Annotated in this window: 25 protein-coding genes; 12 read left to right on the plus strand and 13 right to left on the minus strand. The window is 62.5% G+C overall.

Annotated features, from left to right (window positions below; translation table 11 throughout):
* Positions 1–34: 34 nt before the first annotated feature.
* Positions 35–1,126 carry a glycosyltransferase gene (locus tag JQ567_RS27370; protein ID WP_212441688.1) on the minus strand — a complete coding sequence of 364 codons (1,092 nt, stop codon included), beginning with the start codon at positions 1,124–1,126 and terminating at the stop codon, positions 35–37.
* Positions 1,127–1,387: 261 nt separating this feature from the next.
* Between JQ567_RS27370 and JQ567_RS27375 the strand changes: the two genes are divergently transcribed.
* The 4 genes from JQ567_RS27375 (at position 1,388) to JQ567_RS27390 (ending at position 4,915) form a co-directional block, all read left to right on the plus strand.
* Complete coding sequence (locus JQ567_RS27375; RefSeq protein WP_212441689.1) at positions 1,388–2,338, plus strand: hypothetical protein; 951 nt, start codon at positions 1,388–1,390, stop codon at positions 2,336–2,338.
* 13 nt (positions 2,339–2,351) lie between these two features.
* Positions 2,352–3,548, plus strand: a complete 1,197-nt coding sequence (locus JQ567_RS27380; RefSeq protein ID WP_212441690.1) for a GNAT family N-acetyltransferase — start codon at positions 2,352–2,354, stop codon at positions 3,546–3,548.
* A 167-nt stretch (positions 3,549–3,715) separates the two neighbouring features.
* The gene (locus JQ567_RS27385; protein WP_212410848.1) at positions 3,716–3,910 is read left to right on the plus strand and encodes a hypothetical protein; all 195 of its coding nucleotides are present in this window, start codon (positions 3,716–3,718) and stop codon (positions 3,908–3,910) included.
* 150 nt (positions 3,911–4,060) lie between these two features.
* Entirely contained in the window at positions 4,061–4,915 is an 855-nt protein-coding gene (locus JQ567_RS27390; protein ID WP_212441691.1) for a protein-L-isoaspartate O-methyltransferase, read from the plus strand.
* Between the two features lie 7 nt (positions 4,916–4,922).
* Here JQ567_RS27390 and JQ567_RS27395 read toward each other — a convergent pair whose 3' ends face one another.
* From JQ567_RS27395 to JQ567_RS27410, 5 genes are all read right to left on the minus strand, one after another.
* Positions 4,923–5,870, minus strand: a complete 948-nt coding sequence (locus tag JQ567_RS27395; protein WP_212441692.1) for a DUF5996 family protein — start codon at positions 5,868–5,870, stop codon at positions 4,923–4,925.
* 65 nt (positions 5,871–5,935) lie between these two features.
* A complete protein-coding gene (locus JQ567_RS38695; protein WP_283816575.1) occupies positions 5,936–6,067 on the minus strand; it encodes a hypothetical protein in 132 nt (43 codons plus the stop codon).
* A gap of 81 nt (positions 6,068–6,148) precedes the next feature.
* Positions 6,149–6,748, minus strand: coding sequence for an NAD(P)H:quinone oxidoreductase (gene wrbA / locus JQ567_RS27400; RefSeq protein WP_212441693.1), 600 nt, complete (start codon positions 6,746–6,748; stop codon positions 6,149–6,151).
* Between the two features lie 139 nt (positions 6,749–6,887).
* Entirely contained in the window at positions 6,888–7,586 is a 699-nt protein-coding gene (locus JQ567_RS27405) for a pirin family protein (RefSeq protein WP_212441694.1), read from the minus strand.
* A 71-nt stretch (positions 7,587–7,657) separates the two neighbouring features.
* Positions 7,658–8,410 carry an SDR family NAD(P)-dependent oxidoreductase gene (locus tag JQ567_RS27410; RefSeq protein ID WP_212441695.1) on the minus strand — a complete coding sequence of 251 codons (753 nt, stop codon included), beginning with the start codon at positions 8,408–8,410 and terminating at the stop codon, positions 7,658–7,660.
* A gap of 271 nt (positions 8,411–8,681) precedes the next feature.
* On the opposite strand from JQ567_RS27410, the gene JQ567_RS27415 reads away from it, so the two are divergent.
* The 3 genes from JQ567_RS27415 (at position 8,682) to JQ567_RS27425 (ending at position 11,670) form a co-directional block, all read left to right on the plus strand.
* Positions 8,682–9,536 carry a hypothetical protein gene (locus tag JQ567_RS27415; protein WP_212441696.1) on the plus strand — a complete coding sequence of 285 codons (855 nt, stop codon included), beginning with the start codon at positions 8,682–8,684 and terminating at the stop codon, positions 9,534–9,536.
* Positions 9,537–9,674: 138 nt separating this feature from the next.
* On the plus strand, positions 9,675–10,589 hold the full coding sequence (locus JQ567_RS27420; RefSeq protein ID WP_212441697.1) for a LysR family transcriptional regulator: 915 nt from the start codon (positions 9,675–9,677) through the stop codon (positions 10,587–10,589).
* 91 nt (positions 10,590–10,680) lie between these two features.
* On the plus strand, positions 10,681–11,670 hold the full coding sequence (locus JQ567_RS27425) for a tripartite tricarboxylate transporter substrate binding protein (protein ID WP_212441698.1): 990 nt from the start codon (positions 10,681–10,683) through the stop codon (positions 11,668–11,670).
* A gap of 8 nt (positions 11,671–11,678) precedes the next feature.
* On the opposite strand, the gene JQ567_RS27430 is transcribed toward JQ567_RS27425, so the two are convergent.
* Positions 11,679–14,297 carry an autotransporter domain-containing protein gene (locus tag JQ567_RS27430; protein ID WP_212441699.1) on the minus strand — a complete coding sequence of 873 codons (2,619 nt, stop codon included), beginning with the start codon at positions 14,295–14,297 and terminating at the stop codon, positions 11,679–11,681.
* Between the two features lie 283 nt (positions 14,298–14,580).
* Between JQ567_RS27430 and JQ567_RS27435 the strand changes: the two genes are divergently transcribed.
* On the plus strand, positions 14,581–15,561 hold the full coding sequence (locus tag JQ567_RS27435) for an AraC family transcriptional regulator (protein ID WP_212441700.1): 981 nt from the start codon (positions 14,581–14,583) through the stop codon (positions 15,559–15,561).
* A 236-nt stretch (positions 15,562–15,797) separates the two neighbouring features.
* On the plus strand, positions 15,798–16,193 hold the full coding sequence (locus tag JQ567_RS27440) for a hypothetical protein (RefSeq protein WP_212441701.1): 396 nt from the start codon (positions 15,798–15,800) through the stop codon (positions 16,191–16,193).
* Here the strand turns inward: JQ567_RS27440 and JQ567_RS27445 are convergent.
* From JQ567_RS27445 to JQ567_RS27460, 4 genes are all read right to left on the minus strand, one after another.
* On the minus strand, positions 16,190–16,675 hold the full coding sequence (locus tag JQ567_RS27445) for a YbaK/EbsC family protein (protein ID WP_212441702.1): 486 nt from the start codon (positions 16,673–16,675) through the stop codon (positions 16,190–16,192). The two genes, JQ567_RS27440 and JQ567_RS27445, sit on opposite strands and share 4 nt — an antisense overlap.
* A 98-nt stretch (positions 16,676–16,773) precedes the next feature.
* On the minus strand, positions 16,774–17,523 hold the full coding sequence (locus tag JQ567_RS27450; protein ID WP_212441703.1) for a haloacid dehalogenase type II: 750 nt from the start codon (positions 17,521–17,523) through the stop codon (positions 16,774–16,776).
* Positions 17,524–17,528: 5 nt separating this feature from the next.
* On the minus strand, positions 17,529–18,344 hold the full coding sequence (locus tag JQ567_RS27455) for a dienelactone hydrolase family protein (protein WP_212441704.1): 816 nt from the start codon (positions 18,342–18,344) through the stop codon (positions 17,529–17,531).
* A gap of 46 nt (positions 18,345–18,390) precedes the next feature.
* Positions 18,391–19,275 carry an amidohydrolase family protein gene (locus JQ567_RS27460; protein WP_212036908.1) on the minus strand — a complete coding sequence of 295 codons (885 nt, stop codon included), beginning with the start codon at positions 19,273–19,275 and terminating at the stop codon, positions 18,391–18,393.
* A 107-nt stretch (positions 19,276–19,382) separates the two neighbouring features.
* On the opposite strand from JQ567_RS27460, the gene JQ567_RS27465 reads away from it, so the two are divergent.
* Both JQ567_RS27465 and JQ567_RS27470 read left to right on the plus strand, forming a co-directional pair.
* Positions 19,383–19,859: a MaoC family dehydratase gene (locus JQ567_RS27465; RefSeq protein ID WP_212441705.1), complete on the plus strand. Its 477-nt coding sequence runs from the start codon at positions 19,383–19,385 to the stop codon at positions 19,857–19,859.
* A 12-nt stretch (positions 19,860–19,871) separates the two neighbouring features.
* Positions 19,872–20,321, plus strand: a complete 450-nt coding sequence (locus tag JQ567_RS27470; RefSeq protein ID WP_212441706.1) for a MaoC family dehydratase — start codon at positions 19,872–19,874, stop codon at positions 20,319–20,321.
* 125 nt (positions 20,322–20,446) lie between these two features.
* Here JQ567_RS27470 and JQ567_RS27475 read toward each other — a convergent pair whose 3' ends face one another.
* Together JQ567_RS27475 and opgC are read right to left on the minus strand one after the other, a co-directional pair.
* A complete protein-coding gene (locus JQ567_RS27475) occupies positions 20,447–20,665 on the minus strand; it encodes a hypothetical protein (RefSeq protein WP_212441707.1) in 219 nt (72 codons plus the stop codon).
* 53 nt (positions 20,666–20,718) lie between these two features.
* Positions 20,719–22,101 (minus strand): OpgC domain-containing protein, encoded by a 1,383-nt coding sequence (gene opgC / locus JQ567_RS27480; RefSeq protein ID WP_212441708.1) that lies wholly within the window; start codon positions 22,099–22,101, stop codon positions 20,719–20,721.
* A gap of 565 nt (positions 22,102–22,666) precedes the next feature.
* Between opgC and JQ567_RS27485 the strand changes: the two genes are divergently transcribed.
* The gene (locus JQ567_RS27485; protein ID WP_212441709.1) at positions 22,667–23,329 is read left to right on the plus strand and encodes a response regulator transcription factor; all 663 of its coding nucleotides are present in this window, start codon (positions 22,667–22,669) and stop codon (positions 23,327–23,329) included.
* Positions 23,330–23,331 lie beyond the last annotated feature (2 nt).

Raw genomic sequence — 23,331 nt, forward strand, 5'->3', positions numbered from 1 at the left:
GCCCCGTTCCGATTCCATCGGAACGGACAAGGCTCTAGAGCTGCGCGCGAACCGCGTTCGCGACGTCCTGCCACCATCCATCGAAGTCGAATGCGGCCTGCACCGGCGGTCGTTCCAGCGCGGCAACGATGCCATCGGCGTAGGCGTCCGCGTTCGATCCGCGCGGCACGAGCACGATGGCGCCGCGATCGATCAATTCCTTGAAGCGCACATGATGGTCGAATTCGTCAGGCAGCGCAGGGCCGGTCACGATCAGCGGCCGGCCGGCCTGCGCGCAGGCGAGAACGCTGGAGCGACGCGCGGTGAGCCCTTCATCGAGCGGATAACAGAACCCGTCGACCGCGCCGAACAGCCCGAACACCTCGTGATCGGAGGCAACGAAGCCGGATACGATCACATCATCGGCGATCCCGAGTTCTGCGGCGCGGGCGTGGAATGCCTCCTCGACGTTGTCGGTGCCGCGGATGAAGGAGCCGACATAGACGATTAGCGGCCTCAGCCCACGCTGCTTCAGGATCGCGCCGATCTCCAGCAGCGCATTGGGTTGCTTGGCCGGATAGATCGAGCCGAAATGACCGATCACCAGCCGGCCGTCTTGCCTTGCGGCAACGAGACGCCGGCGCAACTCCGAATCCGCCATCCCTGCAGGCGCCTCGATGTTCGGCGGCAGCGGGGCCAGCACGCATTTTTTCGCGGTCCAGCCCACCAGGGAATCCTCGGCGAGTTCCCGCCGCACCAGCGGTGAGAACATGACGATGGTGTTGGCGAGCACGAGAGCCGGGATATAGGTGATCCGGCGCAGCCAATGCAGCCCGGCCCATTCGTGCTGAATCAGGACAATCTTGCGCCGCCGCAGCCGCGCCATGGCCATCGCCAGCAGCGGCGCGAACATCACGCGCTTCCAGGCCACGATCGGAAAGTTGCAGACCACGCTCCGGGCCGAGCCGACGGCGCGCCAGATATCGGTGAATGACCCTTCCGATCGCGTCAGGGTTAACGTCGTGCAGCTGCCGGGTTCGGCCTTTTCGATCCACTCGCCCAGCAATCGCGTGAATTGCCCGACGCCGCACTTCATTTGCGGTCCCGCGCCGAGAAACAGCGCCCGATATTGCGGTTCTGAAGCCATCGTGGGGTTCGCCGGCGCTCTCTCGGTTATGCCAGCGTTAGCCATACATCCCAGACCTTATCGTCCGGTAAGTGGGTGCGACACCCCTGCGGCATCCTTCTTGCCAGTTAGAGCGTGAAGGTTGTCCGGCCGTCTCATAACGGGACATCGGATGACCGACGGCGTGGCAGCCATCTGAGATTTCGGGACAGCGTGCAGGACGCAAGCCGGAATCGGTCGTCATCCGGGCAAAAAAATATTTGGTCAAAAAGGAGTTGGACGATGGCGGCAGATCGCATTTTCAGCAATTGGGACGACACCCATTCGGTGCTGTGGGGACACGCACCGATCCGGCTTGCGCACAACATGCACAAGTCGCCGTTGTTCTCGATGGATCATCTTGCCGCACTGATCGAGCACTATCCGCGCGAGCATTACAGCCTGATGCAGACCGGCGTGAAGGACGACAAACGCATTTGGCGGCACGGCGATATCGGCAATTTCAGCGGCCGCCAGGTCATCGATGCGATTTCAAGGGGCGACCTTTGGCTCAACCTGCGCATGGTGTCGGATATCGACCAGCGCTACAGCGACCTGCTGGCCCAGATGTTCGCCGAAATCGGCGAGAAGGTCCCGCACTTCGCACTGCCGCACCAGTACAACGCCGGCATTCTGCTCTCGGCGCCGAAGGCGCAGGTTCACTACCACGCCGATCTTCCCGGCCAGAGCCTGATTCAAATCGCCGGCCGCAAGCGCGTCCATATCTATCCGTCGAATCCTCCCTTCGTGACTCCGAAGAACCTCGAGGACATCCAGCTGTTCGAGCTCGAACTCGATATGCCCTATCATGAATGGTACGATCGCTATGCGACCGTGCTCGATCTCGATCCCGGGCAAATGCTGAACTGGCCGCTGAACGCGCCGCATCGCGTCGACAATCTCGGCACCGTCAACATCTCCATGACGGTGGGTTACGAGAATGAAGAGATCAGGCGGACCCGGATCGTCAATCTGGCCAACGGCCTGTTGCGCAATCGCTTCGGATACACGCCCAAGAGCCGCGCCCTCAAGGGTCCGGCGTTCTGGGGCAAGGCGGTGATGCAGAAGGCGTTGCGCAACACGTCCTGGGTCAAGCGCGAGCGCAAGGCGCGCAACGAGATCGAATTCCGGCTCGACCACGACCATCCGGAGCAGGTGGTCGATCTTTCCAACGATCTTTCCAAGGCGGCATGAAGGCGGCTTGATCGTGACGACACTGACGAACGACGCAGCACGGCACGTGGGGCGGAACCGGACGTCGCAAGTCGCGGCGTTCTCCGTGGAGTTCGACAATTGGGATACCGTTGCAGGCAACTGGGACGGTGCGTATCGTCGTGGACAGGCGACCATCTTCCAGCACGAAAAGTGGCTCGCGGCATGGTATGGCGCGTTCGCCGGACAGCCCGGTATCGAGCCATTCATCGCAACGGTCAGGGACCGTGCGACAGGCGAAGTCGCACTGCTTCTGCCGCTGATCAGGCGCAAGCTGAAGCGCATTTGCGTCGTGGAGTTCGCCGACCTCGAACTGACCGATTACAATGCGCCGCTGCTCGGTCCGGCCGCGCCGCGCGAACCCAAGGCGGCAGCCATCCTGTGGCGCGAGCTGCGGCTGGCGTTGCGCCGGCTGCCTGGCGGCGCTGATCTCATTCGCTTCAAGAAAATGCCGCTCGATCTGCAGGGCGGGTCCAATCCGCTGGCGATGCTGGATGGAGCAGGGCCGTGCTCGCTGAACGGCAATCTCGTGACCACAGGCGAGGATTTCGATCAGTACAAGCGTTCGCTGAAGCGCGACGTCCGCAGGGTTCTCGAACGGAGCTGGCGCGCGTTTACGGCGTATGCCGACGCAGCATTCAAGATTGCAGGAGAGAACGACGAAGCCTTGCGCGTTCTTGCCACCCTGGATGCGCAACAGAGCGCCCGCATGCAGCATCTCGGGGTGAACTTCATTCTCGGCGACGGGGCCTGTGCCGTTTTCTATCGAAACCTCGTGCGTGATGGCGTCGGCGACGGCTATGCCGTGTTGTCGGCGCTGACTGTCGGCGAGGAAGTCGTCGCGACCTTGTTCGGCGTTCGTAGTGGCCCGCGCTATGTCATGCTGCGGGTCAGCAATGCCGGCGACAAATGGTCGGCTTGTTCGCCGGGCCGGCTGGTCATCGAACGTACCATGGCCGCCTTGCACAGAGACGGCGTGCGCGAGTTCGACTTCAGCGTGGGCGATTATGACTATAAACGGCGTTTTGGCGTGACACCGCTGCCGCTGGTCGACATCAGCGCCGCCTTGAGCCTGCGCGGATTGCCCTACGCATTGCGCGACCGCGCCGCGCGCGAGCTGCGCAACTATCCGAAGCTCGCTGCCTATTTGAAGCGGGCGCCCGGTAAACCCTTGCCGCGCGAAGAGAACTGACGCGCTGTGGCAAGAACGACACGCTCGTGCAAATCTGTCACACTCGGCCGGATTGTGCGGCTGTTCTACCTGTGTTCGCGAGAGTTCATGATCGCCTTTACGGCAGCGGCGTATGCTGATGGTCGGGTCAAGGGCTACAGCTGAATGCTTCCGTGGGGAGTGCCGACATGCCAGCCTATATCCACCATCACGACGACATCGAGCCGGCTTTCGTCATTTGTCCGAGCTGCATCGGGATTCCGATGTTTGTAAGGGACGTCGAGCCGCATTGGAGCATGGCGAAGATCGACTTCACCTTTGAATGCGCCGACTGCGGCGCCGAAGTTCGCCAGACCATGGTCAAGCCGCAATTGCAGCATTAGCGCCGCTTCATTCCGATTGGACTTGGAACGCATATTGCGATCCCGTTTCGCCGTGATGGCGGCGCTTCCCCGCTTTTTGCCCATCGTGCGGAGCTTCCTGCAGGCGACAGCCTCGAATAGGATCGAGCATCGCAATGCCGGAAGTTGATCATGCAACAGCGGTCGGAGAATCTGCATTCATTCTATGCCAGCCTTGTCTGCGCCGCAGCCAAGGTCCGGGATTCCCGGATTGAACAGGCATTTCGCGCGGTCAAGCGCGAACCGTTTGTGGGGCCGGGACCCTGGCTGATCACGCTCGGCGCACATGATTACGTGACGACCCCGAACGATGATCCGGCGTTTATCTATCAAAATACGCTGGTCGCGCTGGATAGCGCGCAACATCTCAATATCGGGATGCCCAGCGCGCATGCCTATTGGCTCGATGGCTGCGAATTGAAGGAAGGTGAGACGGTTCTACAAGTTGGCGTGGGCACGGGATATTACACCGCGATCCTCGCACAACTCGTCGGGCCGCGCGGGCAGGTGCACGCCTATGAGATTGACGAGGGCCTGGCGGATCGCGCGCGCGACAATCTGAAAGACCTGCCACAGGTGAACGTTCAGTCAAAATCGGGCATTGCGGCGGATCTGCCGAAAGCGGATTTGATCTACGTGTGTGCCGGTGCGGCCCAGCCAGCCCAACAGTGGCTCGATGCGTTGCGTCGTGGTGGCCGGCTGTTGTTTCCGCTTGCGCCCGCGGGCGTGCATGGTGGGATGCTGCTGGTCACACGTCCCGATCAGGGTGCGGTTTGGCCGGCAAGGTTCCGTGGCCGGGCACAGTTTATTGGCTGCATCGGTCTTCAGGACGAGGATGCCGGCCGCCGTCTGACGGAGGCGTTTCTGCAGGGGTGGGAACTCGTGCGGTCTCTCCGGCTCGATAATGCCGTCGATGATACCTGCTGGTTTGCGGGCGATGGCTGGTGGCTTTCAACGGCAGAAGTCAGCGCTGTCGACGAGAATTGATCCGCGCCTACACCTGCCGCACCACGCGGGGTTGGCCCAAGTCGCATTCCAGCGCGTCACGATCCCATTTCGCTGAAATCGCCGCGGCTTCATAGGTGCTTTGCAGGAAATCCAGCAACGCCTGGTCGGGATCATCAGCCGTGCGCACGGCATCATAGGGCAGGATGAATTCGCCGAGCACTTCGCTGAAGAACGCCGCGTCCGGCCGCACCTTCGTAGCGCGAAAGCCCGCAGGCTCCGGATAGGCATAGCAGTAGAAGGCGGGATAATCGATCGCGCCGCTTCCTGGCCAGAAGCCGGCGCTGCTGACCTCGTGCGAATAGGCCTCGCAGGCGACGTCGTCGGACAGATACGGTACGCCACCGGGATGACGTGGCGCGCGACGGCCGGAGAAGCGGGTCACCGCCAGATCAAAGCTGCCCCAGAAGAAATGCACCGGGCTGGCCTTGCCGAGGAAGCCGGTGCGGAATTGTTTGAAGACGCGATCGCAGTTCACGAGAATCTGCAGAAAGCCCCTGATCGCTTCCGGATCGTAGGAAGCGTGGACGTTATCTTCCGAAAACCGGACCGGGTCCGGCAGTTCGTTCGGCATCTCGTCGATGGTGACGGAAATGTCCAGCTCGGTCAGCGTCGTCATGGTGGCGGCGTAGAAGCTGGCAACCGATTTTCCCGGAAGCGCAAACTGCCGCTTCGCGCCCTCGCTGGTCGAGATGCGCAGGACGTGATCGATGAAATCAAGATCGATCTGGAACGTTCGCGTGCCGTCCGGGACTGGCGACGTCGTCAGCCCGCGCGGAGTAACATAGAGCGCCACATGCCAGGAATGGTTCAGCCAGGGGGCCTTGCTCAACCTGATCTTACCGACGATCTGGGTCCAGAGATGCAGCGTCGCATAGGTGTCACGCCACGCCGAGGTCGGCAATTCCGGCCACGGGGGTTGCGAAAGATTGCTCATGCCTAAACCCCGTATCGGTGACAAGCGAGTGGTGGATTCCGTATCACGAATCCGTCAGACTGATTTCACGATTTGGTGCATTCCGGGCAGCGGCGCTGGCCGCGCGAGGCGCGGTAGAGACTGCGGCACCACCAGCGCCGTGCAATCGCCTGCAGCGGAGGACGCACCAGTTGAGCCATAAAGAGAAATTCGACCATCGCTAAATCCACCGTCCCCGATGGCTAGCTAGGGCGGCAATCCAGAATGAGAATGCCGCCCATCTCGGATCAGCCATGCAGTTAGCCATGGAGTTTCCTGGCGGTCTCCGCGATCACGCGTCCTTGATAGCGCGCGCCGGCAAGCTCGTTGTCGCTCGGCCGGCGGCTGCCGTCGCCGCCGGTGATCGTGGTGGCGCCATAGGGCGCGCCGCCGGTGACTTCATCGAGCTTCATTTGGCCGGCAAAGCCGTAATTCAGGCCGACGATCGTCATGCCAAAGTGCAAGAGGTTGGTGATGATGGAAAACAGCGTGGTCTCCTGGCCGCCATGCTGGGTCGCGGTCGCGGTGAAGGCGCCGCCGACCTTGCCGTGCAGGGCGCCCTTGGCCCAGAGGCCGCCGGCCTGATCGAGGAAGTTTGCCATCTGCGACGCCATCCGGCCGAAGCGGGTGCCGGTGCCGACGATGATGGCGTCGTAATTGGCAAGCTCTTCGACCTTGGCGACGGGGGCCGCCTGATCGATCTTGTAATGCGAAGCCTTGGCGACCTCGGCGGGCACCAGTTCGGGCACGCGCTTGATATCGACAGTGGCGCCGGCTGCGCGTGCGCCCTCCGCGATGGCGTTCGCCATCGCCTCGATGTGACCGTAAGCGGAGTAATAGAGCACGAGTACTTTGGCCATGATGGCTCTCCTTTGGGTTTGCTTGAATTAGAGTTCGTCATGGCCGGGCTTGTCCCGGCCATCCACGTCTTTCGATCTGCTAAGGGGAGTCGTGGATGCCCGGCACAAGGCCGGGCATGACGACTATTGAGTTGGGCGCCTACGCCGCGTCGACCAGCACCAGTTCGGAATCTTCCAGTGCCGTAATGGTCAGCCTGGCCTCATCGCGGATCGCAGCACCATCGCGAGCGTTGACACGCACGCCGTTGACTTCGATGCTACCGGCCGCCGGCACCAGATAGAGATGGCGCGTCTTGCCGGCTTCGTATTCCGCGCTCTCACCGGCCTTCAGCGTGGTGGCGAGCACGCGGGCATCGGCACGGATCGGCAGCGCATCCTCGTCGCCGGCAATGCCGCTGGCGATGGTGACGAGCTTGCCGGAACGGTCCGACTTCGGAAACGGCTTTGCTCCCCAGGTCGGCTGGCCACCCTTGGTGGACGGCTCGATCCAGATCTGGAAGATCCGGGTGTTGGTCGGCTCCAGATTGTACTCGGCATGACGAATGCCCGATCCGGCGCTCATCACCTGCACGTCGCCGGCTTCAGTCCGCCCCTTGTTGCCAAGCGAGTCCTGATGGGTGATCGCGCCTTCGCGCACATAGGTGATGATTTCCATGTTGGCATGGGGATGGGCGGGAAAGCCGGTGTTGGGGGCGATCTCGTCGTCATTCCACACCCGCAGCGAGCCGTGACCCATATTGTCGGGGTCATAATGGCTGCCGAACGAGAAGTGATGCTTTGCCTTCAGCCAGCCGTGGTCGGCGCCGCCGAGTTCTGCAAAGGGTCTGAGTTCGATCATGGGAATATTCCTTTGAAAGTGTTTGCGAGGGGCCGGGCGCAACGCGCCCAGCCTCTGTTGGTTGGATTGGATCAGGCGCCGAAGCCGCCATCGACGTTGAGCACGGTGCCGGTCACGAACGAGGCGTCCGGGCTGGTGAGGAACACGACGCCCGCTGCGATCTCTTCGGCGGTGCCGTAGCGTTGCAGCGCGTGCTGCGTGCGCTGGGCTTCGGCGAAGTCGCCGCCGTCCTTCGGGTTCATGTCGGTATCGATCGAGCCCGGCTGCAGCACGTTCACGGTGATGCCGCGGGGACCGAGGTCGCGCGATGCGCCCTTGCTGTAGCCGACGATCGCAGCCTTGGTGGCGGCGTAGTCGGCGAGGCCCGGGAACGAGGCGCGGGTCGCAATGCCCGAACCGATGGTGACGATGCGTCCGCCTTCGCCCATCAGCTTCGAGGCGGCGCGGATGGCGGTGACGACGCCATGCACGTTGATCGCGTCCTGGCGGGCCAGTGCCGCGGTGTCGGCGTTGGCATCATCGACTGCGCCGCTGACGGCGACGCCGGCATTGTTGACGAGAATGTCGAGCCGGCCAAAGTGCTTGGCGACGTCATTCACCAATTGCTCGACCTCGAGCGACGAAGCCTGGTCGGCCTTGAAGGCGCGAGCTTCGACACCCCTTGCTTTCAGTTCCCTGACGACGGCTTCGGCCTTGTCAGGGGAGGCGACATAGCTGATGGCGACGTTGGCGCCCTGATCTGCGAGGGCGCGGGCGCTGGCTGCGCCGATGCCGCGCGAGCCGCCGGTGACGAGGGCTACCTTGCCCGAAAGTTTCTTGGCCATTGGATTTCTCCGTTGCTTGAATTCCGATGGCCATTGGATATGCCTCCCGATGCGGTATAGAAATAGAAACTATTGAAACACATTGTTTCTATTTATGGTCTAATGGAAGGGCCGCCTGTGCCGGACATCCATATTTTCGACCGCCCAAGCCGCGGAATCGGCCTCCTGGACCGAACCGCCGGGCGGCTTGCCCAGACTGATGCCAAGTTACTCGGGCGCGAGGCACCGGGGGCATGGCGCCGTCATTCGGCGCCGTATGGAGGAGTTGCGCATGAACGCCGTTCGCCGCGGAGTATTGGGATTGATGGGAGCGCTGCTAGTGGCGGGACCGTCAGACGCTGGCGGCCGGAAGCCGGCCTCGTCCGGTCAGGACGCCGCTGCGAAAGCGCGGCGATTGGCGGTGAAACCTCGCCACGTTGTTTGCTTCCTCGGCGGTGCGAACGGCCTGGCGAAGCTGTCGGACGCGGCTTCAATGGCCATCCGCGATTTCGCCACCGGCTTCAGCATCGATCACACCTATTCCCAGGACAAACCGGATCCGCGCATGAGCCGCTCGTTTGGGGTTTCCTGGGATCGCGTGCATCCCAATGCCCGCTCCAGCGCCGATGAGGACGCGGTGGAAAATCACCAATCGGTGCTGTACGTGCTGGGCCCGCCCATGACGTCGGAAACCGCCATGGTCGTTTCCACCGGTGCCTTGATGCTCGTCCACCAGGTCATCAAGGCGGGGGCTACCGCCGTCAAGGGCGAGAGCGCCGGTGTCGCGCACGGCCTCGTCAGGTGGAACGAACTCATCCTTCAGGCCAGTGCCGCGCTGAAATCCGATGATGACTTCGCGTTGCGCCGCGTTTGCCGCCTGGCATTTGCCAAACGGCCGCTGGCCTCGGGCGATTATCTGGAAAGCGTCGGTTTTCACCTGGCAGGATTGCCCGAAGTGTTTGTGCCGAAGTCCCATGGCACTGAACGCGAAGCCGTCGCGACCATGGATGCGGTCGCTGACGAGATCGCGCGGCAAGGACTGGAGGCAACGCTCAAGTCGCGCCGCGCCAAACTGTCCTTCGAGTCCGATTACGCGGAGGGCGATTTCAAATTCAATCCCTATGGTATCGTCAAGCTTGCATCCTGATTTCGGGCGAGGCCCGAATCCGACTAGAGCGTTTTCAAGCGAAGTGGATACCGGTTCGCGTGAAGAAAACGCGTCAAGACAAAAGATAGAGCCCCGTTCCGATTCCATCGGAACGGGGCTCTAGACAAGGCAGGCCGAATGCCGAAACTCCCGGATTTCGAAGCGCTGGCGATTTTTGCAAAAGTGGTCGAGTTGCGGTCGTTTGCGGCCGCCTCGACCGAGCTCGCGCTGTCCAAGGCCACGGTATCGAAGGCGGTCAGCCGGCTCGAGCAACGGCTCGGCGCGCGGCTGTTCAACCGCACCTCGCGGCGGCTAGCGCTGACTGATGCCGGCCAAAAACTGGCCGAGCGCGCGACGCAGCTTCTGATCGACGGCGAGGCGGCGGAGAGCGAGACCTTGTCGCAATCGATGGCGCCGCGCGGGCTGGTGCGGCTCGCGGTGCCGATGACGTTCGGGGTCAAGGCGGTGGCGCCGCTATTGCCGGAATTCCTGAGCCAGTATCCGGAAGTCTCGATCGACCTGCATCTCAGCGATGCGACGGTGGACCTGATCGGCGAGGGCTTTGATGCCGGCTTGCGCATCGCGCGGCTGCCGGATTCATCGCTGATCGCACGGCGGCTCTGCGCGATGCCGCGCTACACGGTGGCGGCACCGTCCTATCTCAAGCGCCACGGCCGGCCGACGCATCCGATGCATCTCTCCCAGCACAAATGCTTCGGCTACGCCTATCTATCGACGCCCGGCGTCTGGCACTACACCAACGCCGCTGGCGAGCAGGCCAGCGTGCGGCCGGCCGGGCAGCTGCGCGTCAACAATGGCGAGGCGGTGTTGCCGTCGGTGATTGCCGGGCTCGGCATCGCCGATCTGCCCGACTTCATCGTCGGCGACGCGATCGCCTCCGGCGAGGTCGAGGTGATCCTCAAGGGCTGGAAGCAGCCGGAAGGCGCGGTGCATCTGGTGACGCCTCCCGGCGGCCCGCGCCCCGCCCGCGTCGAGGTGCTGGCGGAGTTTCTGATGAAGCATTTTGCCAAGGGGAAGAAGAAGGCATCCTGAGGCGGCGCGACGAACGGCGCCTTTGCCCAGAGGATCGATTTTCGGCTAGGCTACCCCCAACAACCAAAACAAAACGCCAGGGGAAATGCCAATGAATCGTCGGGAACTGTTGAAGGCGGCCGCCGTGCTGCCGCTGGCGCAAAGCGCGCTCTCGCATGCGGCGTTTGCGCAAGCTGCCTATCCCTCGCGCAACGTCACCATGATCGTGCCGTTTCCGCCCGGCGGCCAGGCTGATCTGGCGGCGCGGCCGGTGGCGCAGGCGCTGGAAAAAATCCTCGGCAAGCCTGTGCTCGTCGACAACCGCGCCGGTGGCGGCGGCGGATCGGTCGGCAATGCGGCCGCGGCGCGCGCCGAACCCGACGGCTACACATTATTGATGACGCTGTCGTCGCTGGCGGTGCTGCCGGAAGCCGACCGGCTGTTCGACCGCCCGGTGGCCTACGAAGTCTCGCAATTCGCGCCGGTCGCACGCGTGCTCGCCGACCCCACGCTGCTGGCGGTGCCGGCCTCGGCGCCATGGAAGACGCTGCAGGATTTCGTCGATGACGCCAAAAAGCGCCCCGGCCAGATTCCTTACGGTTCGTCGGGCCCCTATGGCACGCTGCATGTGGCGATGGAAATGTTCGCCGCCAGCGCCGGCATCAAACTGCTGCACGTGCCGTTTCGCGGCGCCGCACCTGCGTTGACCGCGCTGCTCAGCGGCACCGTGCAGGCGGTGGCCTCGGCGCCGGGCACGCTGAAGCAGCAGGTCGACGACGGCAAGATGCGCGTGCTCGCGAATTGGGGCGCCGCGCGCATCGCAAGCTTTCCCGATCTGCCGACCTTCCAGGAACTCGGCTACAAGGACGTCGAGTTCTACATCTGGGCGGGATTGTTCGCGCAGAGCGCGCTGCCGGCGCCGATCATGACGCAGTTGCGCGGCGCGATGGCGCAGGCGGTGAAGGCGCCCGAGGTGATCAGGACCTTCGAGACCGCGGGCAGTCCGGTCGCGTACATGGACGCGCCGGAATTTGCAAAATTCGTCACCGACGACAGCGCGCGGCTGGTCGCCGCGGTGAAGAAGATCGGCAAGGTGGAGTAGGGCCTGCCTCAGAATTCGCTGCGGATTGCGCCCCGCAATGTGTGCCGGTCGAGGCCCGGTGCGAACGCGCCCTCGTAGGAGGCCTTGAACGACGTCGTGGCCGTCAGATCCCACCGCGCCTCGACGCCGGTGAGCGCAGTGGTGCGGGCGCGTTCGACGCCGGTGACCGCGAATTGAATTCCCGGCGCGCCTTCGAAGGCCGCGATCATGGCCGGCGCGTTGCCGGAAAACTCATGGCGCGCGCCGAGCGTGACGCCGAATTGCGCTGGAAGGCCATTCGCCATCACGGTTTGATGCATCAAGCGCAGGCCCGCGGTGCCGAACAGCGCGTCGAAGCCACCAGCCTGTACGCTCTGGTTCACGCCGGGTGCGCCGGTTTCGCTGAAGCCGCTCTGCCTCGTCGCGTACCAGTCGAGGTTGGCAAAGGGCTCGGCCTTGAGGCCGCCGAACTGGAACGGCCGCGCGATGCCGAACGTGGCGGCAAGCGTGTTGGCACGTGACCGGCCGGTGGCGGTTTCTCCCAGGAACGAGATCGCGCGCGAGGATTCGAGCGCAGCGAAGGAATAGCTGATGGCCGATGCGACGTTGAACCCGTAGCTCTCGCCGCGCGCATAGAACCCGGCGTGGCCGGCATTGGCATCGATCCGGTCGGCGCGGTTCGCCGACCGGATATTGCCGGTCGATGCGCCGACTGCGAGGCCGACCGTGGATCCGGGGCTGTTCCACAGATCGACACCGAGTGCGGCGCCGCCGACGCTGGTGTTGGTGCCGAAGGCGATGTCGGTCGCCGCCGCCTTGTCCCAATTGCCATAGCCGCCGAACCACACGCCCTGCGCCGGTGCGGCGCGGCGGCGCGCGCCAAGCGCCTTGCCGATCGGGTCCGTCGGCTCCGGCGCGTAGGAAGAGGCCGACATCCGCAAGGTCTCGCCGCGCGACTGGGTACCGGCGTTCCACATGAAATTCTGGAAGGCGCCGGCCTGATCGACGGTGAAACGGCGCCCATCGGCATGAATTTGTCCGGCGAGATCGTCGAGGCCGGCCTTGATGCTGGGCGTGTTGAGCGCGGCGAGCGTGTTGATGGCGGTGGAGACTGGCCCGGACACACCGCCGAGCTGGGCCTGGTCCAGCGCGCCGGCCACGGCGGCCTGGTTCGGAGTCAAACCGGACAGCGACAGCGTGCCGAAGCCTGCGATCTGCTGCAGCGTGAAATACACATTGTTGGCGTCGTAGCTGAGCTGCCCTGAAACCAGCGGCGCGGTCAGTGGCGCCAGTGATGCGAAGGTCCCGGTGACGCCGCCGGCCGCGGTGACGATCGTGTATTGCGTGTTGGCAACAAAGCCCGTGCCGAGCGGTGCGATCTGCACGGTGCCGCCATTGAGGGTCGCGGTGCCGGTCGCAGCGATCTTGTCGGATTGTCCGGCGGCGTTGATTTCGACCTGATAGATCGAGCCGGCATTGAAGGTGACATTGCCGTTGACGTTGGTGGTACCGATTGAATTGCCGGGCGCGACCGTGCCGCCATTGTTGGCGACGAGACCACCGATCGTGCCGGTGCCGCCGAGATAACCGCCATTGACGGTGACGACGGACGGCAATGTACCGTTCACGATCAGGCCGCCGGCTTCCACCGTCGTCGCGCCGTTGAAGGCGGTGGTGCCGGTCAGTGTCCAGACCGAGGTGCCGGTTTTTCGCAGCAGTTCGAACTCGTCATATTGCAGGCCGCCGCCGAGATTGGCGAGGTTGAACGTGGCGTTTCCGGTCCCGCCAAATCCCAGCGTGTCGATGCCTGTGCCGCCGAGCACATTCCCGGTGATGCTCGATCCAGATGCGAGCGTGAGTGAATCCGCGCCGTCGTTCAGATTGATCGCACCTCCACCCCCACCTGTGACGATGCCGGAGTTGAAGACGGTGTCGACGCCGGTCGAACCCGTGATTCCCGTGTCGGCACTCCCGGAGATCGTACCGTCATTGTTGATGGTGTTGCCGCCTGCGGTGAAAGTAACCCCCTGCGAGCCGATGACCGATCCGCCGGCCAGAATATTGAACGTGTTCGAGGCCGATGTCCCGCCGACATTGATACCTTTCGCGCCGACGGCGTTGCCGAACACGGTACCCTCAATATTGATGGTGTTATTGCTCGAACTGTAAAGAGTAATGGCGGGCGTAGCATTGCCGGTGGTCGTGACAAGACCGCCGGCTGAAACCGACACCGTGTTGTTGGTCGAGCCGGTGAGTACGATTGCGTTGAAAGTGGTGCTCAGAACCGTTGCCTGGTCTTTCACGTTCACCTGCGATGAGGAGGTGTTGTCCAATACAATTGTGTGTAGTGCGGTGGTAACCGAGGCCGCAGCCGCGCCGGTTCCGACATTGATGGTGACGTCGGTTTTTCCGGTCGCGTTGATGAGGTCGGTGTTGCCGACGCCCGTACAGGTCGCCACATCGCCGGAGTCAAGTGCGCCGATGGTGCCGGTGCCGGCCACCGTGCAGGCGGCGCGCGCCGGGCCGGGTGCCAGCGCGAGCAGTCCCCCGAGCACGAGCGGCGCCAGCGCGGTGGTGACGAGCAGCCTGTTGCGCAAGGTATTCGGCATCACGGCGTTTTGGGCGCGGTCCTGTATTCCAGTCGGCATCGACAATTCCTTCGTTGCAGTATCTGAACTGCTAGCGGGAACGTCGCGACGCTTCTTGGAGCCGGGCGAAACGCATTATGGCCGAAGGCGCAGGACGCCGGTTTGTGCCGGCCTGTTGCGGCGCTGCCACGGACGGCCGGGCCGACGGCGCGACGCGTTGCCGCACCGAATGGACAACAGCGCAAATTTCTATGGCCTGTCGCGCAACTCCGCTTGAGGACGTTGCATGGGGCCGCCGACGCGATATTGGTGTTCTGCTACACGAGCCTGGAGACGCGCGCTTATGGCGACCGACAGCGAATCGATCCGCGGCGCGCCGCGCCTCGGCTATGCCGGCGACCCCTGTGGACCAACCTACGACGCCTGGCGGGAGGAGTTTTGCCGCCGCGTGATGTGCGGCGATGTGGCACCGCTCGCGGCCGGGCCCGTGCGATGCGACGTGACCGCGGTGCCGCTGCCGGGCCTCAAGATGTCGGGGGCCGCAGGCTCGCCGATGCAGTTCGTCGCGACCGGCGCCGACCGCGACAGCGCGCTCGCCTTCGTGCTGGCCACGGCCGCGCCGATGCGCATCACGGTCGGCGGCCGGTCGGTCGATCTTGAACCGATGGGCACCGGCCTTGCCGACGCGGCCCATGAAGGTGCCGACGTCTCGCAACTGGCCGAAGGGCGCTTCAAGTCGCTGTTCATCGAGCGCCGCACGCTGCTCACCTACTGTCCCGATGCGGAAGATCGCATTGCGCGGCCGCTCGCGCCAAACCCCGCGCTCGCGGCGATGCTGCACCAGTATTACGACCTCGCGGTTCAGCATGCCCCGGGTCTCGACGCACTGGCGCAGAGTGCCGTCTCGCAGCATCTTCTGGACCTGGTGGTGCTGATGCTGGGGACAGCACGCGACGAGACCGAACTCGCGAAAGACCGCGGCCTTGCGGCGGCTCGCCTGGAAGCGATCAAGGCCGACATTCTGTCGCGCCTCGGCGACGGCAGGCTCACGCTCGCCGACCTCGCGCAGCGCCACCGCGCCAGCCCGCGCTCCATCCAGATGCTGTTCGAGCGCGCTGGTACCACGTTTTCGGAATTCGTGCTGGAGCAGCGGCTGATGCGGGCGGCACGGCTGCTGCGCGATCCACTGCGCCGGGCGAGCAAGATCAGCGATATTGCCTATCTCTCCGGCTTCAACGACGTCTCGTATTTCCACCGGTCGTTTCGCCGGCGTTTTGGCATGACGCCGCTGGACGCGAAAATGCGACGCTCGGAAAAAGAGTAGCAAGCTAGCGGTCCCTGTCCTGCATCACATGGCGATGCGACGTCGCGCGGACGGGCGCTCGTGACGCGCTTCCCTCGACTGGTCGCCGCGGCGCGGGACAACGGAGGCGGAGTAGGGAACTCCATTCACATTTTTTTGTCTGAGCGAACGTTGGGTGGCCGCATTCATTAGAGAGTTTTGGGAGCGGTGCGAGTTGGAACCCGCATCGCCACACCACTCGAATGAAAGGACCGGACATGAAACGAGCGGACCCGGCCGCGCCACGCATTGTGCTCAGCCTTATTGTGCTCAGGCTTGCCCTCGCGATCGGAAGCGCTGGCGCCCTGCAATCAACAGCATTCGCCCAGGAATACAGGGGAACCTGGGAACAACAGATGGCCTGCACCCCCGACGTATGGCGACTGTGCAGCGATCAGGTTCCGGATGTCAGCCGGATCGTGGCGTGTTTGCGGCAGAATACGCCGCAGCTCTCGAACAATTGCCGCGCCGTATTCGAATCGCAGGCGAATGCGCAACAGCCACCGGCCGGCCGGGCGCCACAACAGCAGATCGCGCCGCGCGGCCGTGCAGCACCACTGGTACAGCCCCAGCCGCTGCCGCCGAGACCCTACTATCAAGACGACGACGATTAGGCCGTCGCCTCGCTTTCGGTTTTGACCTCGCAGACATCGACCCATTCGGCCGCGGTCAGTTCCGCCATGCGCGCGGGTGTGATGCGCACCGCGCTGTGCGTTGAGCCCGCCGCCGGAACCACGATATCGAACGCCTTTAGGGACACATCGCAATAGACCGGGAGCGGCGTCTTCAGTCCGAACGGACAGACGCCGCCGACTTCATGGCCGGTGATCTCGGCGACCTCGTCGAGCCCCAGCATCTTCGGCTTGCCGCCGAACAGCGCCTTCACCTTCTTGTTGTCCATCCGCGAGGTGCCGGCCGCCACGATCAGGACCAAGCGTTCGCCGATTCGCAAACTGAGCGTCTTGGCGATTCGCGCCGGCTCGACGCCATAGGCCTCGGCCGCGAGCGCGACCGTTGCCGAACTCATGGTGGATTCGATCACCGTAATTTCAGGCGCCTTCTCGGCGAAGAAGGCGCGGACGGATTCTAGGCTCATGGGTCAGGACTTTCGGGTAGAGCGTTTTCCAGCGAAGTGGACACCGGTTCGCGTCAAGAAAACGCGTCTAATCAAGAATCTGGAGCCCCGTTCCGATTTCATCGGAACGGGGCTCTAGCTACCAGGTCGGGCAATTCGGCGAGCGCGTGGATGCGATGGTCGGGCTCGAGCCCGAGTTCGTCCATCTGGGTGCGGATCGCCTTGAACATCGTGAGCGGCGGGACGAGATCGGCTTTGGTGCAGGCCTGCGCCATCGCCTCCGGCGTCACCCGTTCGATCCAGGCGACGTTGAGGCCGAACGCCTTGGCGCCGCAGGCATCCCACGGGTTCGAGGAGATGAACAGCACTTCGTGCGGCGGAATGTGAAGCGTGCTTTCAATCAAGGAGTAGGCGTCCGGGCTCGGTTTGAATACTTTATTGGCGTCGATGCTGATGGTGGCATCGAGCACGCGGTCGAGGCCACTGTTCTTCACCAGCGCGCCCAGCATGTCCGGGCTGCCGTTGGAGAGAATGGCAAGCTTCTTGTCTCTCATCGCAGCGAGCGAGGCAAGCGCGTCGGGATAGAGATCGAGATGCAGGTACTTGTCCATGATCCCAGCGAAATCAGCCTCGTCGTATTTCAGGCCGAGGCAGCGCAGCGTGTAGGCCAGGGATTGCCGCGTCACGACCGAGAAATCCTCATAGCGCCGCATCAGCGAACGCAGCCAGGTGTATTCCAGCTGCTTGATGCGCCAGACCTGGGTGATGATTTCGCCGTAACCGGGAAAGGCTTGTTCGGTGACTGACGCCACCGACTGGATGTCGTAGAGCGTGCCATAGGCGTCGAACACGACGGCTTTGATAGTCACGTGACTTACTCGCTCCTGCCAATCGTTGCGTCGAGGAATTCGCGGAGCGCGACGATCGATTGGTCTGTTGCTGTCTGGTTGAATTCGAGACGGTGCCCCGAAAGCTTGGCCGGTGTCGTGACGTTGGGTGCGTCAAAGGCGTGATAGGCGTCGGGATAGACGATGAGCTTGATCGGCGCACCCCGATCCTTCTGCCTTGATATCCCCAAGGCGTCCCGGCCGTCTACCATGTTGCGGCACTCTTCGGCAGGCGTCAGGTCATCGCGTTCGCCGATCAGGATCAGCGTCGGCACCGTCATCGCGCCCTTGAAATGACGGCACGGCGGATAGAAGGCGATGGCGGCATGAAACTTGTTTGGCGAAGCCTGTTCCAGGAAGCCGTGCTCGACGGACGTGAGAGCCACCCGACCGCCGCTCGCAAAACCCAGCACCGCAACACGCGCAGGATCGACCGATGGATGGCGCACCAGAAACTTCAGAGCCCGGTAGGCATCCAGGATCAGATCCTGCGGGGGATGTTCGCCGCAGTTCTTCAGGCCGCGCGGGCCGAGGCTATCGACGGTCAGCGTCACATAGCCCCAGGATGCGATCCGCTTGCCCCAGCGCTGGTCCAGCCGTCCCCAATTTCCATTGCAGCTATGCAGCAACACGACGGCGGGCGAGGGGCTCGCGCTGCTTGTTTGCCGCAGGTAACCCTGCAGCGGATTTGAACTGGCGAGCGGGCTCTCGATTTCGACGGCGATCGGCGGCGATTCAGCCGCGAGGCATTGAACGATCGAGATCGCGGTGACGAGGACGGCGATTTTGGCAAGTTGGATCACTGGCCACCATCTTGTTCGACCGTCCGCCTGCGAAGCGAACGCCTCGTTATATACCCAAAATCTTCCGCGCGTTGGCCTTCAGGACCTTGGGCCGGATCTCGTCGCGGATGTCGAGTTTGGCAAAATCCGCCAGCCAGCGGTCCGGCGTGATCACAGGCCAGTCGGAGCCGAACAGCATCTTGTCCTGCAGGATCGAGTTGATGTAGCGCACCAGGATCGGCGGGAAATATTTCGGCGACCAGCCGGAGAGGTCGATATAGACGTTCGGCTTGTGGGTCGCCACCGACAGCGCCTCTTCCTGCCAGGGGAACGACGGGTGGGCGAGGATGATCTTCAGATCGGGAAAGTCCGCCGCCACGTCGTCCATGTACATCGGGTTGGAATATTTCAGCCGCATCCCCATGCCGCCGGGCATGCCGCTGCCGACGCCGGTCTGGCCGGTGTGGAACAGCGCGATCGCGCCGCCCTCGTTGATCGCCTCATAGAGCGGGTAGGCCATGCGGTCGTTGGCATAGAAGCCCTGCATGGTCGGGTGGAATTTGAAGCCGCGGACGCCGTATTCCTCGATCAGCTTGCGTGCTTCGCGCACGCCAAGCTTGCCCTTGTGGGGATCGATGCTGACGAAGGGGATCAGGACGTCGAGATGGTCGGAGGCGACTTCCAGCATCTCGTAATTGTTGTAGCGGCGGAAACCGGTCTCGCGCTCGGCGTCGACCGGGAAGATCACGGCGGCGATCTTCTTGGAGCGGTAATAGGCCGCGGTTTCCGGCACGGTCGGCGGGTGCTTGTGCGGCGACTTGAAATAGTCGGCCATCTGCGCCTGGAAATCGTCATAGCCGTCGTCGCCATGCATGCCGCAGGGCTCTTCGGCGTGGGTATGGATGTCGATCGCCACGACGTCGTCGATATTGGGCAGCGTGAGCTTGGCCATTTGCGGTTCCCGGCGGCTTGATTTTTCGGTCTGGGAAATTGATTATACTATATAACAAATTCCGCAAGGCGGCAGAACCAAGATCGCGGAAAAACAGGGAGGATGGCATGGCGCAGGCGGAAGCCTTCGAGACCGATTTCTGGAAAGACGCCAATTTGCGCAAGGCCTGGGACGACATCGTGCCCGGTGCGCCGCGCAAGACTATCCCCTACACGCTGACCAGCGAGGCGATCGAGCTGTACTGCAAATCGGTCGGCGAGGATCACCCGATCTATTTCGACGAGGCCTACGCGAAAACCACCCGCTATGGCGGGCTGATCGCGCCGCCCTCGATCCATATCCTGCTGATGTTCTCGTGCACGCCGGCGGATGACTGGATGCGCTCGCCCGGCACCGTCAACGCCGGGCAGTCCTGGAGCTACAACATTCCGGCGCGGCCGAACGACGTCATCACATTGCAGGCCCGCGCGCTCGACAAGTTCATCAAACGCGAGCGGCTGTTCGTGGTGCACGACAACGTCTTCTTCAACCAGCATGGCGACGTGATCTGTTCCGGCCGCGGCTGGACCATCCGGCCCGAATGAGCGGAGAGCGTCATGACCACCAGCTTTGAAAACCTGAACGCCGGCGACAGCATCGACGGGCCGAAATTCGCGGTGTCACGCGAATCGATCCGGCTGTTTTGCGATGCCTCGCTCGACTACAATCCGCTGCATCTCGACGACGACTACATGAAGGGCAATTTCGGCAAGACCAATTTCGGCGGCATCATCATGCATGGCATGAACAATTTCGGGCTGATCTCGCGAATGCTGACCGACTGGGCCTATCCGGCGGGCGCCGTCCACCGCCGGCTGGAAACCCGCTGGGTCAAGCCGGTGAAGCCCGGCGACACCATCCAGCCGACCGGAATCGTCAAATCCAAGCAGGTGACCAAGAACTCGCGCTGGGTGCTGATCGACGTCATGGTGCGCAACCAGAACGACGAGAAGGTCGCGACCGGCGAGGCGATGGTCGAGTTTCCGAACCAGGGTGTGTATTCATAAATCAGGACGCTCGTATTGGGTGCGTCGGATGTCCGCTTGCGGCCGAGCAATCTGGCTCCTGGCTGGATCTGCGTAGTCAAGACCATCCGCCCCAAGTCGCAGCATGGTGTCAGGTTTGTCGTGTACTAGGTCCGCTTGCGCACGACAGTGGAAACGGTCTCGTGTGCACGCACCGGGGTGCAGGTCGTGAATACGAGCGCAAACCGGCTGCACTGCCAGTCAGCGCCGAGCGCGGCGCTGGTGGGTGATGTCAGGTTGACCGACAGTAATGCCGCTACGCAGGAAAACATCACGTACGCCGCGATCAGCACTGCTCCCTTGTGGGTCCTTGGGTGGGAAGTCATGGCCCTGGCTCCTGTACGATGGCCGGAAGAATAAGGGGCAGGCTACACAGTCTCTAATTCACATCCTGACCCACATTTTTCGCTGGTGATCCGAAGGCGTGCGCGATTGCTGGCACTGGATCAGCGCCGCAGTCGGACTCGCGCACCGGAGCAAACAGCATCTTTATTCGATCGCCCCGTCGGCACGGGTGAACAGTGGGCGGAATGTCAACGCCGAGCGCCTTGGCTGTTCTGAGATTGATGACCAGCTCAAACTTGGCTGGCTGCTCGACGGGCAGGTCAGCGGACTTCGCGTGCGGCTGCTGGCTGGGTTTGATCTTGATCAAGTTGAGCAGCGTCGCCGCCACGATCATCACCAGGACGCCACCAACACTGACCGCGATCTGCATCGTCAGCCCCTCCGAGATGTGGAGCAGCGCCAGGTGGCTGGCGAACGTCAGCAGAACGCCGAGGCAGTAGATTGGCAGCGAGTTCTGGCCACAGAGAGTGGCGCCGCGCATCACCGCCGTCGTCAGCCCTCGCCAATTGCGAGGCACGAACCATACCACCAAAACCGCAAGGGCAAAAAAATGCAGCAGTCGCAATGGATCGAGATTCGATTTGTCCATCGGATAAAGCAGCGTCACCAGCGCCTGCGGGATCAGCGCTTCCAGCGGTTTGATGCTCCAGCTCAATGCGATGATGAGGCTGAACACCAGATAGAGAACGGCAGCCACAAGCGCGGTGCGTGAGGTCACCCACGGCCGGAATCTCTTGCCCTCGATGATCCACCACGCGCCAAGCACAAACGGCAGCTGCCAGGCCAGCGGATTGAAGTACCAGTGGTTGTTCGGCCATGCCGGGATGGTCCAGCCGAAGACGTGCACCAGTGCGTAAAGCAACAACGACGCGCCGAGCGTTGCGTTCGGCGCTCGCAGCAGCAGCCACAGCAGCGGTGCGAACAAAAGGTGATAAAGCACAAAGAGCGGCAAGACGTCGGTGTTGACGGGGCGGTATTGCAGGATCGCCGCGTGCGCGAGCGTCACGCCCGGCTGTTCCAACAGAATGCGCGTATTGCTCTCGTCGGCAAGACGGCCACTGCCTGCGAGGTGAACCATGATGGCGCAGGCGAGCGTGAGCAGCAGAAATGCGACATAAATATCCCAGCTTCGCCAAAGCGTCCGGCCGATCACGCCGGTCCAGCCCCCGCTCCACCGTGCCTTGCCGTAGGCCAGTGCGCAGGTCACACCAGAGACGAACATGAACACTTCCGCGGCATCGCTGAAGCCGTAGTTACGCAGCGTCAGCCAGCTCCCGATGTTGTTGGGGACATGGTCGAGAAAGATGCACCAGAGCGCGATGCCGCGGCAGGCATCAATGCGCAGATCGCGGCCGCAGCCGTTAAACTCCGGCAGCGCACCTACCGATAGCTTCGGGGTGGCAGTTCGATCATGCATCTGGTTGCCCCGTCCGGCGTGCGAGCACGGTTCAAGAGGGACCGAATTTGACAGAAAACATCGCCGCCGCACTGCCGGATCGTGACAATGCCGCAGTCTGGCGCCGCTTCACGCCGAACCCGGCCACGAAAGCTGTTGCGATAACGATCAAAAGGCGGCGCTTGGTAGAACCTCCTGGCGCCGTCTGTTGACGATCATCATTCAACGGCACAGCGCGTCAATCAGCCAGAGGTCCACACAGAGAGGTTCCTAGGTCCTATGATCAAGGTACCGTACAGATCTCGGCATCAATTTGACATCCGTCAGACACATCATGGACATTTCACCATTGCGCATAGCCGAAGGAGACTCTGAGCCCCGCGACCTTCGTGGTTCGCACCCGGTGTCCTACTGTGAGGTGATTTCAATTTCAGCACACAACGGCATTCGGCTTCTACCTTGAGTGCCTGGCCTGGGACGGAGGATGGACGGTTTCGGAGCCAGTCTTCTTCCTCGCCAGAGACCCGAAGGTGGGTGTATGATTTTTTCAATGGATCTCCGTGCAATGGCAAACGGAGAGCTTTTCATGAAAGTTCTTATTGTCGACGATCATACGCTAATCCGCGAGGCGTTGCACGCTGTCCTGAAACAACTGAAGGGAGAAGCCGTCATATTTGAAGCTTCGAACGGCCGTCAGGCAGTGCACATAGTCGAGGAACATCCCGACATCAGCCTCATTTTGCTTGATATCAATTTACCTGATCGAGATGGCTTCTCTGTCCTCCGCGAACTCCGTGACCGCTATGCGACCATTGCTGTCATCATGCTCTCGTCCTCGGATGATCAAGATACAGTCAAGCGCGCTTTCAAACTTGGCGCTCTGGGTTTCATCACGAAAACGACCGAACGTGAGGTCATACTCAACGCTATCGAGCTAGTGTTCTCCGGCGGTATTTACATTCCCTCGGAGATTCTTGAGGAAACAACGTGTCCGAAGCTTACAAATAAGCTAGCGACGGGCGGCTCCCCCAAGGATCTCGGGTTGACCGATCGGCAGATTGAGGTGCTTGCGCTCCTGATGAAGGGAAAAAGCAACAAGATCATTGCCAAGACCCTCAATATGGCAGTGCCGACAGTGAAGAACCACATCACGGTCGTTCTCAAGGCACTCAGCGTAACGAGCCGCACTGAGGCAATAATAAAAGTAGGAAAAATGGGCTGGGAATTGTCGCCAAAATCTGAGTCATAACG

It is taken from the genome of Bradyrhizobium sp. AUGA SZCCT0431, assembly GCF_018131065.1.
Lineage (GTDB): Bacteria > Pseudomonadota > Alphaproteobacteria > Rhizobiales > Xanthobacteraceae > Bradyrhizobium.